This is a genomic window from Micromonospora sp. DT233, from assembly GCF_049841815.1.
Classification (GTDB): domain Bacteria; phylum Actinomycetota; class Actinomycetes; order Mycobacteriales; family Micromonosporaceae; genus Micromonospora.
Genome location: NZ_JBNCLB010000005.1, coordinates 120,902 through 135,850, shown reverse-complemented (window position 1 = coordinate 135,850; position 14,949 = coordinate 120,902). Strand labels below are relative to the sequence as shown.

12 protein-coding genes are annotated in these 14,949 nt (G+C 72.1%); 7 read left to right on the top strand and 5 right to left on the bottom strand.

All coding sequences use genetic code 11. The features are described from left to right. Nucleotides 1–504 precede the first annotated feature (504 nt). A complete protein-coding gene (locus ACLQ2V_RS14345) occupies nucleotides 505–3,525 on the top strand; it encodes an Ig-like domain-containing protein (RefSeq protein WP_425718954.1) in 3,021 nt (1,006 codons plus the stop codon). 100 nt (nucleotides 3,526–3,625) lie between these two features. Here ACLQ2V_RS14345 and ACLQ2V_RS14340 read toward each other — a convergent pair whose 3' ends face one another. The 4 genes from ACLQ2V_RS14340 to ACLQ2V_RS14325 form a co-directional block, all read right to left on the bottom strand. Next, a complete protein-coding gene (locus tag ACLQ2V_RS14340) occupies nucleotides 3,626–5,413 on the bottom strand; it encodes a hypothetical protein (protein WP_425718953.1) in 1,788 nt (595 codons plus the stop codon). After that, entirely contained in the window at nucleotides 5,410–5,976 is a 567-nt protein-coding gene (locus ACLQ2V_RS14335; RefSeq protein WP_425718952.1) for a hypothetical protein, read from the bottom strand. The genes ACLQ2V_RS14340 and ACLQ2V_RS14335 overlap by 4 nt, the downstream gene beginning before the upstream one ends. Nucleotides 5,977–6,331: 355 nt before the next feature. After that, nucleotides 6,332–6,811: a hypothetical protein gene (locus ACLQ2V_RS14330; RefSeq protein ID WP_425718951.1), complete on the bottom strand. Its 480-nt coding sequence runs from the start codon at nucleotides 6,809–6,811 to the stop codon at nucleotides 6,332–6,334. A gap of 56 nt (nucleotides 6,812–6,867) precedes the next feature. After that, the gene (locus ACLQ2V_RS14325) at nucleotides 6,868–7,239 is read right to left on the bottom strand and encodes a cupin (RefSeq protein WP_425718950.1); all 372 of its coding nucleotides are present in this window, start codon (nucleotides 7,237–7,239) and stop codon (nucleotides 6,868–6,870) included. A gap of 424 nt (nucleotides 7,240–7,663) precedes the next feature. Here ACLQ2V_RS14325 and rfbB point away from each other — a divergent pair, with 424 nt between their 5' ends. Beyond that, nucleotides 7,664–8,695 carry a dTDP-glucose 4,6-dehydratase gene (rfbB, locus tag ACLQ2V_RS14320; protein ID WP_425718949.1) on the top strand — a complete coding sequence of 344 codons (1,032 nt, stop codon included), beginning with the start codon at nucleotides 7,664–7,666 and terminating at the stop codon, nucleotides 8,693–8,695. A gap of 222 nt (nucleotides 8,696–8,917) precedes the next feature. On the opposite strand, the gene ACLQ2V_RS14315 is transcribed toward rfbB, so the two are convergent. Continuing rightward, complete coding sequence (locus ACLQ2V_RS14315) at nucleotides 8,918–9,970, bottom strand: NAD-dependent epimerase/dehydratase family protein (RefSeq protein WP_425718948.1); 1,053 nt, start codon at nucleotides 9,968–9,970, stop codon at nucleotides 8,918–8,920. Nucleotides 9,971–10,340: 370 nt separating this feature from the next. On the opposite strand from ACLQ2V_RS14315, the gene ACLQ2V_RS14310 reads away from it, so the two are divergent. The 5 genes from ACLQ2V_RS14310 to ACLQ2V_RS14290 all read left to right on the top strand — a co-directional run bounded on the left by ACLQ2V_RS14310 (nucleotide 10,341) and on the right by ACLQ2V_RS14290 (nucleotide 14,774). Next, on the top strand, nucleotides 10,341–10,661 hold the full coding sequence (locus ACLQ2V_RS14310) for a hypothetical protein (protein WP_425718947.1): 321 nt from the start codon (nucleotides 10,341–10,343) through the stop codon (nucleotides 10,659–10,661). Next, a complete protein-coding gene (locus tag ACLQ2V_RS14305; protein ID WP_425718946.1) occupies nucleotides 10,661–12,307 on the top strand; it encodes a hypothetical protein in 1,647 nt (548 codons plus the stop codon). Before ACLQ2V_RS14310 ends, ACLQ2V_RS14305 begins: the two co-directional genes overlap by 1 nt. Before the next feature lie 354 nt (nucleotides 12,308–12,661). Then, on the top strand, nucleotides 12,662–12,811 hold the full coding sequence (locus ACLQ2V_RS14300) for a hypothetical protein (RefSeq protein ID WP_425718945.1): 150 nt from the start codon (nucleotides 12,662–12,664) through the stop codon (nucleotides 12,809–12,811). After that, a complete protein-coding gene (locus ACLQ2V_RS14295; RefSeq protein ID WP_425718944.1) occupies nucleotides 12,808–13,344 on the top strand; it encodes a hypothetical protein in 537 nt (178 codons plus the stop codon). Before ACLQ2V_RS14300 ends, ACLQ2V_RS14295 begins: the two co-directional genes overlap by 4 nt. Continuing rightward, entirely contained in the window at nucleotides 13,341–14,774 is a 1,434-nt protein-coding gene (locus ACLQ2V_RS14290; RefSeq protein WP_425718943.1) for a glycosyltransferase, read from the top strand. The genes ACLQ2V_RS14295 and ACLQ2V_RS14290 overlap by 4 nt, the downstream gene beginning before the upstream one ends. The last annotated feature ends 175 nt before the right edge of the window (nucleotides 14,775–14,949 follow it).

Genomic DNA, 14,949 nt, shown 5'->3' with positions numbered 1-14,949 from the left:
GTACGCCAGATCGGGCGCAGCGGCAGCCCAGGGCCCCTCCCCCGGCCCGTGGCCGCGGCTGCTTCCGGCCCGTGGCCGCGTCTCCCGCTCGCCCCGGCTCGTGGTCGCGGCGGCGCGGGCACCGGTGCCCGCCGATGGCCCCGATCCGATCGGTCGAGCGGCGCTGGATGCGACGGTGAGCCGGCCCGCCGGCGGTGCCGAGATCGGCGTCGATCGGTCGGATTCCGGACGCCGGGCGTACACAGGGGACGCCCGGCTCCTAGGGTGACTCCGGCACGCCGGCGGTTGGACGCTGCCGGGAGCAGACCCGGTGGCGCGATTCGGCGTCTACAGGGGGTTCTCTTGATGCACGTGCGGAGCCGCGTCATCGCGGGTCTGGTTGTCGCGGCCGTCGTCGTCGTGGGGCAACCGGCGGCGGCCGGCACAGCCGTCCACACCGTCCCGAGCACCGCCGGCGCCGGGAACGCGCTGACGACCCAAACGGTGCCGGGCCACACCCGGCTGGTGCCGAGCACGCCGCGCAACGACGTGCCGAGGATCACCGACGGCGAGATCACCGACATCGAGGTGATCGGGAGCCGGGTCTTCGTCGCCGGGTCGTTCACGTCGATCAGCAACGTCGGCGGCACTCCGCTGGCGCAGCCGGCGCTGGCCGCGTACGACATCGACACCGGCCTGGTCGACACCGCCTTCCGGCCGACCTTCGACGGCTCCGTCGAGGCCGTGGAGGCCTCGCCGGACGGCTCGTCGCTCTATGTGGCCGGGTCGTTCAACACCGTCGGCGGCCTCACGAAGCGCAAGATCGTGCGGCTGAACCCGGCCACCGGCGCCCCGGTCGCGGCGTTCACCGCCCAGGGCAACGGGCGCGGGACCGCGCTGGCCGTGACCGCCACCGCGGTCTACGTGGGCGGCCAGTTCACCAAGGTCAACAACGTGAACCGGGCCGGCCTGGTCGCGCTCAACCCGACCACGGGGGCGGTGGACAGCGGCTTCGACCTGCCGCTGACCGGCGGCATCGGCGTCGGCGGCCTGCTCACCGTGCAGCAGCTCAAGCTGACCCACGACGGCGCCAAGCTGCTGGTCGTGCACACCGGCCGGCAGATCGCCGGCCAGGACCGCTACGGCGTCGGCCTCGTCGACACCGCCGCGAAGTCCCTGCTGCCGTGGCGCACCCGCCTGTGGCAGGACAACCTCTCCTTCGTCGGCGGCATCCAGCGGGTCTTCGCCGGTGACGTCGCGCCGGACGACTCGTACTTCGTCGTCGCCAGCGGCACCGGCGGCGACCGCCCGCCGATCAACGACACCGCGATCGCGTTCCCGATGGCCGGCAACGACAACGTCGAGCCGCTCTGGGTCTCCCGGCACTTCGACAGCATCTACTCGGTCGCCGTCACCGAGGCGGCCGTCTACCTCGGCGGCCACTTCAGCTGGCAGGAGTCGCCGACCTCGAACGTCCCCTGGCCCGGCCTGGACACCGTCGGCTACGGCACCGGCCAGGGGCTGAGCGGCTACGGCCTCGGCGACCAGGTGGTCCGCCGCGACCACCTCGGCGCGCTCGACCCGACCACGGGCACGGCGCTGGAGTGGAACCCCGGTTCCAGCTCGTACGAGGGTGAGAAGGCGATGCTGGCCACCCCGCGCGGCCTCTTCGTCGGCGGCGACGGCAACACCAAGGGTGGCCTGCCGGTGGGCCGGCTCGGCTTCTTCGACCTCGCCGACGCGCCCGCGCCCGCCGCCATCGACACGACGATCGTCACGCCCATCGAGGGCCGGGTCGAGACCGCCAACACGCCCTTCGTGATCGACGGTCAGGCCACCGCGCCCGCCGGTGTCTCCAAGGTGCAGCTGGAGGTCCAGAACCGCGACACCAAGAAGTGGCTCCAGGACGACCTGGTCACCTGGGGCGCCGCCAACACCATCCTGACCACCCTCGCGACCCCGAACGCCGCCGCGACGGCGTGGTCGCTGTCGGTCTCGCTCCCCGTCGGGGAGTACCAGTTGCAGGCGAAGACCTTCAGCGGCAACGGCCAGAGCGATGCCACGAAGGCCATCAAGAAGATCGAGACGTTCCGCTTCGACGACCTGCCCCCGACCACGACGATCAGCGCGCCCGCCGCCGGCCTGCTCACCACCCCCACCTTCATCGCCACCGGCACCGCGACGGACGACAAGGGCGTCACCGCCATGACGTACTCGCTGCGCGCCCCGGACAACCGTTACCTGCAGGACGACGGCACGCTGGCCGCGGTGGCCAACACCTTCCGCGGCGTGCCGGACGTCATCGGCTCGACGTCGACCACCTGGCAGTTCGAGGTGACCCTCCCCGTCGAGGGCGAGTGGCGGCTGACCGCCACCGCCATCGACAACAGCGGGCAGAGCGACCTGCGCGGCGTCAACCGCGACTGGCTCGTCTCGTCCACGGGCGTCGCGCCGGCGGTGACGGTCACCGCCCCCGCGCCGATGACGCCCCCCACCGCCGCCGCGCCGATCACCGTGGCGCCGGGCGGCACGGTCACCTTCTCGGGCACCGCGAGCGACGACGGCACGCTGCGGTCCGTCGAGGTGTACCTGCGCAACAACTCCACCCGTGAGTCGCTGGCCGCCGACGGCACGTGGAGCGCCGACTCGGTCACGGCCTACTACCGCATCTCGCCGCTGAACCTCAACGCCGCGTCGTACAACTGGTCCTACACCTCGGTGCCGCTGACGCCCGGCGTGTACGACTTCCGGGTGCGGGCCACCGACAACCTGGGCCTGGTCACCACCACGGCCAACCTGGGCCGGCTCACCGTCACCGCCCAGGTGCCCGGCGACGCCTTCCCCAACGGCCGGCTGGGCTTCACCGGCACCGACCAGAACGTCAACCAACTGCACCTCGACCTGGCCGGCACCGCCACCGACGACAAGGGCGTGCAGAGCGTGCGGGTGGCGCTGCGCGACCTGGACACCGGGCGGTACGTGCAGCCCAACGGCACGATGGCGGTCAGCTTCGCCACGCTGCCCGCCACCCTGGCCTCGCCCGGGGCGAAGAGCACCGCCTTCACCCTGCCGGTCGACCTGCCGACCAAGGGCGAGTACAGCGTCGAGGCGTGGGCCGTGGACACGGCGGGCCAGTGGGACGGCTCGACCTCCGGCGCCACCGCCAAGTACCTGGTGTACCCGGGCGACCTCGATCCGATCCTGGAGCCGAGCCTCGTGCCGCAGAACGGCGAGGTCTACGCCGACTCGCGGATCGTGGTCACCGGCCGCGCCACGGACGACGTGGGGATGCTGCGGGTCGACGTGCAGATCGTCAACAGCGCCGGCCAGGGGATGAACGCCGCCGGAGCGTTCGCCACGCCGAGCAGCCCGGGCAACTCCCCCTGGATCTCGACCTTCCTCACCAGCCCGGGATCGCCGGGGTCGAACTTCGCGTACACCTCGCCGGTGATTCCGGCGGGCACGTACACGGTCGTGGTGCGGGCTACCGACAACTACGGGCAGGTGCAGCAGCCGCCGAAGACGGTGACCGTGACCGTGAGCTGAGCGGATCGACGAGCGGGCCGGTCCGCGTGGGGCAAGCTCCCCACGCGGACCGGCCCGTCGTCATCGGCTCGCAGTCATCGGCCCGGCCGGGCCGGCCCGGTCAGCCGCCCGGCGGCCGGGGCCACTGCTCCGCCTCCGGGTCGGGTCGGTGCCCCGGCGGCGGGCCACCCTCCCGCGACTGCCGCGGCGGGCCACCCGGCGGCATCCCGTGCGGCGCAGCGTGCGGCGGCGCAGCATGAGGCGGGATGTGGGGCGGCGGGCCGGGCGCCGGGGCGTACTGCGGCGGGGGGCCATACGGCGGGCCGGGCGCCGGGGCGTACTGCGGGGAACCGTACGGCGGGGATCCATACGGCGCGCCGGATGCCGGGGCGTACGGCGGCACGCCGTACTGCGGCGGACCGTACTGCCGCAGGCCCGGCGGCGGACCGTACTGCGGCCCGGACGCCGGGACGTACTGCGGCGGGCCGGGTAGTGGGGCACCTGGCGGCGGGTACGGTCCCACCGGAACCGGCGACGGCATCACGGCGGGGTGCCCCGGGGCCTGCGGTGGCGGTGGGAGGGCCTGCGGTGGTGCGGCGGGCGGCCCCGGAACCTGCGGCGCGGGCGGCGGCGGGTTCCCGCCCGGGGCGGGTTGCGGCCCGGCGACGGCGGTCGGGGCCGCCACCTCAGTGCGCGGACGCCACAACCGCTCCTCGCCGACCAGGCTGCGGAAGTCGAACTTGCACTTCGGGCAGGCCCGCAGCGCCGTCTCCGCCCGCCGGTCGCCGCACCGCTGGCAGTACGTCACCACCGTCTCGTCGGCGTCCATGCCCTGACAGCGCGGGCAGGTGAACTCCGGGTTCTTGCTGTTCAGCTGCGCCAGCCGCCCGGCGAGCACGTAGGGCGTGACCACCGCGCTCAGGCTGGTGGCCAGGTCCCGGGTGCGCCGGGTGCGCTCCTGCAGCCGTTCCATCTCCGGGTTGGTGACCTTCTCCAGCCGACAGGTGGTGCAGGTGCGCAGGGTCCGCACCGGCAGCGCGCCGCGCAGCCGCGCCTGCTGGTGCAGGAAGGTCACCGCCGGCACGTCCGACGGCTCGACGGTGATCCGGCTGGCCGCGCCGGCCGCCCCCGCGCCGGCCGCGAGGTGCTCCTCGACCCGGAAGACCAGCGACTGCACCTGTGCGACGAGGTTCGGCGGCATGCCCCCTGGGCGGCTGGCGATCAGCGCGCCGACCATCAGCATGCCGTCGGCCACCTCGGCGGGGACCTCCGCGACCGCCTTGGCCGTCTCGAAGATGAAGGTGGCACCCCCGGTACGGCTGACCATGCTCTGCCGCTGCGCCTGGCCGTTCTCCCCGTCGAGCAGGCGGGACGCCTGCCGGGAGAGCGCGGCCTGCGCCCGGTTGGCCAGGGTCGCGGCGTTCTGCATCATCGCCACGTCGCCCGGACCGGTCTGGCGCCACCACGGGGCGAACGAGGCCACGGCCGCCGCGTCCAGCCGGCCGAGCACGGCGTCGATCGCGGTCAGCACCGACTCGAACAGCTCGACGTAGACCGAGGTCACGCCCCAGTTGCGGCCCATCTTGCCGGGCCAGCGGTCGACCAGCAGGACGCCGACCCGCGTGGCGGTGCCGTCGACCTCAAGGGTGACCCGCAGCGTGACCGGCACCCGGGCCGCCGAGAGGGTGACCCCGCCGAAGCGGGAGCCGCGCACCGCCTCCAGGAGACTGAACTGCTCGGTGCGCAGGTCGAACTCGAGGTCCCGCAGGGCCCGGAGCAACTGCTGACGCGCCACGTTCGGCGGCGCGCCGACCCGCCGCTCCGCGCCGGCAGCCAGCCGGCCGGGTTCCAGATCGGCCGGGACGGCCGGCGGCACGCCGCCGGCGCTTCCGGCGTCGGCCCAGCTCATTCCGTGACGTCGTAGGTGGAGCCGGCATCAAAGCTGGTTCCCGCGTCGTAGGAGTACGACGTGTCGTAGCTCGACGCGGACGCGTCGTAGGTGGAGCCGGCGTCGTAGGTCGACGTGTCCGTGCCGGTCAGGTCGGCCGAGTCGGTCATGTACGGCGCGACCTCCGCGGCGGCGGACTTCAGGTCGTTGACGACCTCGGCCGAGTGCTCGTCGGCCACGGCGTAGTTGTTGTCGGCGATGGACGCCTGGTCCTCCGCCCGCGCCATGGCGCTCTCGGCGATGTCGAGATTACCGGCGGCGGCGTTCTCGTTGGCGTAGTCGACCCAGTCCTGCGCCGAGGCAGCCCAGTCGTTGCCCTGCTCGGTGTGCCAGCTCGACCAGGCCTGGTCGTCGACCGCGCTGGTCAGCTCGCCTTCCACGATGGACGCCGCCGGCTCGGGCAGCGCCGAGACGACCTCGTCGATCGTCGCCGAGTCGAGGTCGGCGACGGTGTCGATCCCGGTGGTGTCGACCACCGAGGTGTCGGTGGAGAGGTAGTCACCCCAGCCCGAGTCGATGCTCATGTCCTTCATCCCCCACATCTGCTTCGGCCGGCCTGCTCTGCCCGGGCGTCCCGGGGCCGGCACACCGGCGAGAACCCGCCCACCGGCGGCGTCCCGGCGAGGCGATGACGACTGTCGCATATGGAGTCGAGCGTGCGACTCGGCGGAACAGCCACGCCTACGCCACCGATCGAGGTGGTGACTGGTCCGGGGATCGGCCGGGGCCGTAGCTGTCGGCAAGACGACACCGCCGCCGTGCCGTGGCTGGGTGGCACCCCCGCGGCGTCGCGCGGCGGGGTGAGGGCGTCGGAGCATCGCAGCGGCCGGTCAGCCGTCCCGGCCCGGGGCCTGCTCCGCCGCCGGGCCGGGGCGGGGGCTAGACGGAGTAGAAGCCGGTGAGGCCGAAGCAGCCGCAGCAGATCAGCCCCAGCACAACCAGCGTGACGAGCCCCACGCTGTAGTTCGACCACATGCCGAACTTCGTCACGTCGGTGCCGTGCCCGTCGTGGACGCGGTTGCGCCAACCGCCGAAGCGGAACACCAGGTGATGCAGGGCTCCGGGGTGAACGACGACGTCGGTGGTGACGATGGGTAGGCCCAAGAAGTCGGTGTAGCGCACGTCGTGCGGCCCGGCCGGAACGGCCACGTACCAGGTGCCCTCGCCCGGGATCGGCACGTCCCGACGGTCCACCTTGAACCTGCTGGTGGTCGGCACGGGCACGACGTACGGGCCCCGGTTGACCGTGACGGCCAGCACCGCGTGACCCGGCGGCGGCTGAATCGGTTGGGGGTAGGCGGTCAGCGGCGCGACGCCGGGCATCGGCGGCTGGTACGGCTGATGAGGGGGATACGACACGGCCACATCCTGGCACGGCCGCGCACCCCCTCTGACGGGGGTTGTGCCACGTCAGCTCACCGGGCGTCGGGCTTTGCCGCGAGGTTCTCCCCCAGGCACTTCAGCTCGACGAGCCGGCTGTGGTAGCGGGTGTCGCCGTCGTTGGTGAGCATGTGGACCTCGCCCGGCTCGCGGTAGACCACCCCGCCGACGGCCTCGTGCACCAGGCGCGGGTCGCCGCCGGCGAGCGCGTCGATCCGGTTGTCGGCCGCCGAGAGCGCGATCACCAGGTACGGGTTGAGGTGGTGGTGCCAGGGCTGCCGCTCCCCGGGCTCCAGGCTGATCTCCCAGACCCGGACCTGCTCGTTCTCGAAGACCACCCGCTGTCCGACGGCCCCGAGCTGGACCTGGCTGCCGTCCGGCGCGGTGGCGTGACCGTAGTCGCTCACTGGTGCTCCTCCCCCGGACCGCGCGGCCCGGTGCTCACGACCCTCGGCGGCCGACGGCCCGACGAACGCACCGCCGAGCCGGCCACCCACAGCCGGCCTGACCTGCGGCCGCCCGCGTCGGCGGAACCTATCAAAGGCCGGGTGTCCGTCGGCCGTCAGGACCGGGGTACGCCGAGGCCGGCCGCGGTCGGCGGGCCGAGAGCCCCGGGGCGGTCGACGGCCAGTCGATCGCGATTCCCTCGGGCCGGGGCTGCGTGGCGTACCGCAGGCCCAGGCCCCATTGGCTGCCGTCGCCGATCAGGTGCTGAAACTGACTCCGATGTCGTCCGTCATAGGCGGTGGCAATTGCGTCGAGGCGCGATTCCGGTGGATGTGAAACGTGAAAGCCGACAGCTTCCGCGATGCGCCGAACTAATCTGTGCCGATGAAGATTCTGGTCACCGGGGGTGCCGGTTTCATCGGCTCCCATTTCGTTCGCACGGTCATCGCCGACGAACATTCGGAATTGGCGGGAGCGGCCGTCACCGTGCTGGACAGCCTCACCTATTCCGGCGACCTGGCGAGCCTCGCGGGAGTCGCCAGGAGTCCGCGTTTCCACTTCGTACAGGGCGATATCTGCGACCCGGAACTGGTCGACGGACTCGTTCCCGCCCACGACACCGTCGTCCACTTCGCCGCCGAGACGCACGTCGACCGCTCCATCGCGGCGGGCTGCGTCTTCGGTCGCACCAACGTCCTGGGCACCCAGCAGTTGCTGGAGTCGGCGGTGCGCCACCGGATCGACCGCTTCGTCCAGGTCTCCACCGACGAGGTGTACGGCTCCATTCCGCACGGGTCCTGGTCGGAGACCGCGCCGCTGGCGCCGAACTCCCCGTACTCGGCCACCAAGGCGGGGGCGGACCTGTTGGCGCTGGCCTACCACCGGACCCACGGGCTGCCCGTCACGGTCACCCGGGGATCGAACACCTACGGCCCCTACCAGTTCCCCGAGAAGCTCATTCCGTTCTTCGTCACCAACCTGCTGGATGGGCGGCCGGTCACCCTCTACGGCGACGGTGCCAACGTCCGCGACTGGCTGCACGTCGACGACCACGTCCGGGGGGTGGTGCTGGCGCTCGTCGCGGGCCGGGCCGGGGAGGCGTACAACGTCGGCGGCGGGCACGAGTTGTCCAACCGGGAGCTGACCGACCGGCTGCTGCGGGCCTGCGGCGCGGACTGGGACAGTGTCGTGCGGGTGCCCGAGCGCAAGGGCCACGACCTGCGGTACTCGCTGGACACCGGCAAGATCGAAGCCGAGCTGGGCTTCGCGCCCCGGGTGCCCTTCGACGAGGGCCTGGCGGCCACGGTGCGGTGGTACCGAGCCAACCGGGACTGGTGGAGCGCGGCGAAGCGCCGAGGTGGGGGCGTACCCGAGCCGGGGGTGGGCGTGCCCACCCCCCTGGGCGGCCGGCCGTGACCCGCTGGCTGGTGACCGGGGCCGGCGGCATACTCGGCCGGGACGTCGTGGCGGCGCTGGCCCGGGCTGCCGCGGGCGCTGTTCCGGCTCGCCGGCCTGGATCCGCGCCGGGTGCGGCCGGTGCCCGCCAGCCACTTTCCCCGCCCCGCCGTCCGCCCGGCGTACAGGTTGCTGGGACGCCGGCCCCGGTGGCGGTTGGGGCGTCGGCCCGGTAGCGGGCGGCTATCGGCCGCTGAGGACGCGCAGGGCCTGCGCCGGTGGGGTGGCCACGGTGCCGGTCCGGCGGCGGCGCAGGTCGCGCACCGTCAACCGCACGCCCTCCGTGAACCCGATCGTCGGCTGCCAGCCAAGCAACGCCTTGGCCTTGTCGTTGTCCAACGCCATGCTCCGAATCTTCCCGGACTCGCGCAGTTCCTCGTGCAGCGGAGCGGCGGTGACCCCGACGGCCTCGCTGACGGTGCGGTACACCTCGTTGATCGTGGTCTGCCGGCCGGAGGAGACGTTGACCAGCCCGGCACCCTCGCTGTGGCAGGCCAGCGCCACCGCCTCGGCGACGTCGCTGATGTAGACGAAGTCGCGGGTCTGCCGGCCGTCGTCGTGGATCGTCACCGGGCGGCCGTCGAGCAGGGCGTCGACCATCAGGGAGACCACCCCGCAGTCCGCGTCACCCTGGCGCGGGCCGTAGACGTTGCTGAAGACCATCGAGGTGTACGGCAGGCCGTACCGGCGGCCGTACCAGTCGACGTAGCGCACGGCGGCGGCCTTGCTGATGCCGTACGAGCCGATCGGTGCCATCCCGTAGTCCTCCTCGATCGGCAGTTCGCCCGCCGGCACGTCGCCGAAGATCGCACTGCTGGTGGCGTTGACGAAGAGCCGCACCCGGCTGCGTACGCATGCGTCGAGCACGTTGACGGTGCCGAAGACGTTCACGTCGACTTCGTAGAGGGGGGACCGCTCGGCGGCGGGGACGCTGGCCTGAGCGGCCAGGTGCACCACCACGTCGGGCCGCCACTGGTCAATGATCTCCACCCCCTCCGGGGTGCGGATGTCACCCGCGACGACGTCCGCCTCCGTCAGGCCCCCGTACGCGGCGTCGGCCAGGTTCTCGATCCGCCCGGTGGAGAAGTTGTCCACCACCCGGACCTGGCTGCCCATCAGCATCAGTCGGGCCACGACCCGGCTGCCGATGAAGCCGGCGCCGCCCGTGACGAGGATGCGCCGGGGCTCGTGGCCGTCGGCCCGGCTCTCGACGGGGGAAAGTTCAGGTAGGTCCATCGCGAAGCTCCTCGGAACGCCGGGGTCGCCCCCTGGTCATCACCTTGACCAGGCAGACGCTAACCGCGCAAACGCCTCTATGCGTCTGATTCCTCCAAATAACGGACATTCCGTGATTAAGCCCTACGCGAGCAGAATTTTTGTTAGGAGATTAGTCCCTTTATGCCGGCTTTGCCCCGCATAGTGACTCGGGGCGCATTCGTGCTCCCCGTCCCCGGAGGAGGAGGTCAGCGAGATGGAAGAGATGTCCGTACCCACGGCTCTCGCACCGGCCGGTCGCGCCGCGACGGCGGCTCCGCCAGCGGCCGGCCCCGCCCCCTCCCCGCCGCACCAGCCGCCAACCTCCCATCGGCGGGCACGCGTCGTGGTCGTGGCGCCCAGCGACACCACCGCCCCGGCCGACCGGCTCGACGAGGAGCTCGACGTCGCCGCCCGGCTCACGCCGGCGGACGCCGAGCGGGTGGCGTCGGTCCTCGCTCGGCCGCGCGGTGAGGGGCCGAAGCGGTTCTTCGATCTCACCCTGATCGGGCTCAGCGCCGTCCTGGTGATTCCACTGATCCTGCTGATCGCGCTCGTCGTGTCGTTCACCCGTCCACCGTCCTACCTCCAGCGACATGTCGGGGCGGGCAGGCGGCTGGCTGCCGGGGCGGGCCGCGCCGCGCGGGACGAAAGAAGAGAGGCAATGGCCTGATGACGAGGTCAAGGGATGTCAAGGTCCTGCTCGGGGTCTCGTGGCGTCGGGTGGGGGTGCCCCTGCTCGGCCTCTGCGCCGGCCTGGCCGCCGCCCACGCGGTGACACATTTCCTGCCGCAGCGCTACGAAGCGCAGGCTTCCATACTGGTCACCACCAGCGCCGTCGAGCCGAAGCGGCCGGCGGACCTGGGTCTGGCGCAGAACCTCGCTCCGACCATCGCCCGGTTGGTGGAGTCTCGGGAGGTCGCCCTGGACGCGGCGGCCGAGCTGCGGCTTCCCGAACGGGCGGTGCTCGGCCACGTCCGCAGCGAGTTCGAGCCTGGGTTGCAGATAATCACCGTTCAGGCCGACGCCGGCTCGGCCACCCAGGCCGCCGCGGTCGCGAATGCCGCCGGTCGGGCGGTCGGCCGTCATCTCGGCCCGCTGGAAACCCGTGGGGAGACCAAGGTGAGCTCCCGGCTCCTCGACACGGCCAGCCCGCCGAGCCGGCCCGCGTTCCCGAAGCCACTCCTCAACGGCGCCCTCGGCGCGCTGGCCGGGTTGCTGGCCGGATGGGGGGCGGTGACGCTGCGCGAGCGCTTCGACAGCCGGCTGCGGCAGACGGACCAGATCGAGTCGCGGCTGGGCCTGCCGGTGGTCGGGGTGCTGCCGCAACTGCCGCGCCGCTTCGCCCGACACCACGCTGCGGCGTTGTACGCCCGCCCGGAGGTCCGCGACGCCGTACGGACGACGATCTCGACGTTGAGCGTGCTCACCGCTCGCCTGCCCCACCGCCGGCTGCTGATCACCAGCGCGCACGACGACGACGGCAAAGCGTTGGTGGCGGCGTTGCTGGGCATGGGCCTGGCCGACGAGCACTGCTGGACCACGCTGGTGGACGGGGCGGTGCGCGATCCGGTGCTGTCGGGCCACTTCCCCGACGCCCCGTACACCTGGCAGCAGGTGTTGCAGCAGCGGGTCACCCCCAGGCGTCTACCCGACCTGCCCACCCTCACCGTGCTGCCGGCCGAGCCCGGCGACAGCATGGACACCCAGGCCGTCGCCGACCTGGGCGCCATGCTGACCGGGTGGCACGAGGACTGCGTCCTCGTGCACGTGCCACCGATCCTGGCCGGCCGGGAGCTCTCGGCGTTCGCCCAGCAGGCGGACGGGGTGCTGCTCGTCGTGGAGGCGGGGCGGACGAGCCTGGCCGACAGCAGCCGGGCGGCCTGGCTGATCCGCCGCCTCGGGCTTCCGGTGGCCGGTGTCGTGGTGATCGGCGCGATGGCCCGGACCGACCACCGACCGTCCGGGGAGCACCCGAGGGCGGCGGACCTCGGCGCGACGCTGGACGCCCCGCTCCTGCCGGGGCCGAGAGCCGCTGGCAGCAGCCCCGTCCGGGAGTTCGTGACCGCCCATCCCAAGGACTCGTCGAGCGTGACCGGGCGGCACCACCAGCAGCGCCTCGGCCCGGTCATGCGTTCCGCGTTCGAGGAAAGGCCCACGTTGACCGACGTGCTGGTTCGCCGGGCTGCCGGCAGCGAGGCAATGGACGCCCCGCCGGCCGCCGTCGAGTACGCCACCGACTCGCCGGCCCCGTCGCCAGGGCCGGTGACGCCCCCCGGCCCCGCCGCGGGAGCGACCTCGAAGCGCGACCCGCAATGAGCACCGCGAGAGGCCGGCGGGCGAGGCCGACGAAGGCCGGGTTACCTGGTCCGGTTGCCCCACCGCTGTTCATGGACACCAACAAGGAGCAGTAACGACAGGTGGGGTACGGATGCCCTGCCAACCGCACCAGTGACCCTGCCCGGCCGCACCTACCAGTGTGGCCGGGCAGGGTCCGCAGGTCGGTCTCGGCGGCCGGCCTTCCTCCCGCCCGACGTCGCCCGCGACGTCGAAGACCGTTCCACGCCGTCCCCGTAGACACCCGATCACACTTCAGGGTGAACATCGCACTTTGGGGTATTTCGGGTCATTCGAGCGCTAATGCTGACCTTAGCACTCAAAAGGAGGTTTCTAATGTACGGAGTTCCCACCAAGGGACCACACATCGGCGGCAGCCTCGCCGCCACCGGCGTCGCTTTCCAGTCGTGGCTGCTGCTCGGGGTCGGGCTCATCGTTCTGGGCGCGGCTCTGTGGTTCATCTCCATGGCTGGCCAACAGCGGTGAGCCCGTCGCGACAGGGCGCCTGGTGGCGTGCCGCTCTGGCCGGCGTGGTCGGCGTCGCCCTCCCCGCTGCCACCCTATGGCGCTGGCACGACATCGCCAGCGCAGAGGCGTGGCTGAACGCCAGGCTGGTCAGCGCCGCCGGGCTGGCCGACGCAAACTCCATCGGCACGGCGGTCGTCTTCCCGCTCGACCAGCGGTGGGTTGGCTTCACGGTCTCCACCGGCTACTCGGTGGTCATGCTGCTGATCCTGCCGATCATGCTGGCCTCGACGCTGGTCGGGTTCCGGCGGATCTCGGCGCCCCGGGGAATGAGCGCCGTGGCGCTCACTGCGGGACTGTTGATCGTGGTGAACCAGATCCGCATGGTGGCGGTGGCCGTCGCCATGCGGATCTGGGGGCACCAATTCGACTTCGAGAGCAGCCTGGTGCTGATCGGATCGATCATCGCCACCGTCGGGCTGATCGCCATGACGATCCTGTTCATGGTGCTGGTCGGCCACGGCAGGCGGACCCTCGGGACGGCCGGCCGATGAGCGCTGAAGCCCAGTCCCTCACCCTGCTGAACACGGTCGCGTTCGTGCTCTGCTTCACCTTCTGCGCCTACGTGCTGAGCATCCTGGTGTTCCACCTGCGGCTCCCGCGCTCACGGGGGGGCAGCCCGTGGGGCTTCGAATGGCACGTCATCATCCCCTGCCGCAACGAGGCGGCCGTCATCCGGACCACCGTGCAACACCTGTTGCGCGACTTCCCACAGATGACCATCTGGTGCGTCGATGACGCGTCCGACGACGACACCCTCGCCGAGCTCGCCAGCTTCGCCGACGAACCGCGCGTACGGGTGGTCGTCCGCCGGTTGCCCGACGCGCGGCAGGGCAAGGGGGCCGCGTTGAACGCCGCCTGGCGGCTCCTCGACGAGTCGCTGCACGCCGAGGTCGACCGCGCCCGGGTGATCGTCGGGGTCGTGGACGCCGACAGCCAGCTTGACCCACAGTGCCTGGTCGCGCTCTCCGGACAACGGTACTTCGGCGCGCCGGAGGTCGGCGCGGTCCAGTTGGAGGTGCGGATGCTCCAGTGCGCTCCGGCCCGGCACGCCAGCCCGATCGCGCTGAGCCGGTGGGGCCGGCTGCTGGTCCGGTTGCAGGACATGGAGTTCCGCGCGCCGATCGCCGCCATGCAGTCGCTGCGCCGGCGCACCGGCAGCGTCGCGATGGGCGGCAACGGGCAGTTCACCCGGCTGGGCCTGCTCGACGAGATCGCCAAGGAGGACGGCACCCCCTGGCACGGCGCGCTGTTGGAGGACTTCGAACTCGGCCTGCACATCCTGCTGGTCGGCGGGCGCACGGAGTACTGCCCGGACAGCTGGGTGGCCCAGGAGGCACTGACCAAGGTCCGTCCCCTGGTCCGGCAGCGCACCCGGTGGGCGCAGGGCTCGATGCAGTGCGGTCGCTACTTCAGCCGGGTGCTGGGTTCGGCGCGCATCAGCAACGCTGCGGCCTTGGAGATCGCACACTTCCTCACCGCGCCATGGATCCAGTTGCTCGGCATCCCGGTCTACCTGGGTTGTCTGGCGGTGCTGGTCTCCTACTTCCAGCGCACCACGGGCGGGCTGGGCGGCTGGTGGAGCAGCGGCGGCGGCTGGAGCCTACCGCCGCTGGTGGTCGTCTTCGGGATCGCGCCGTTCGCGCTCTGGGGCATCGTGTATCGCGTCCGCTGCGAACCACATCTGACCATCCCTCGGGCCATCGCCCTGGGCATGTGCCACTGGCTCTACAGCTACGCCCAGACGCTGGCCGTCTGGCTGGCCTTCGCACGGATCGTCACCGCGCGCAGCGACTGGCAGAAGACCGCTCGAGCCGGCGACCAGGCCCGCGCGGAGGCGTTGCCGGTCGCGGTGCCGGTCCAGGCGGTGTCGGTCCAGGCGGTGTCGGTCCAGCCGGGCCACGCCCACCTGCAGGAGGGCTAGCGCCCCCGACAGGTCCGCAGCCGATCCGGCCACCCCGGAATCTGGCCCACCTGAACACCACCACAGACCTCCCCAAATCAACACAAGCAAGAAAGTAGGTTATCCATGCCAATCAACAACTCCCGCTGCGGTGCGCACGCCAGCGCGCCCCCGATCCCCGTCATCCCGCTCGCCG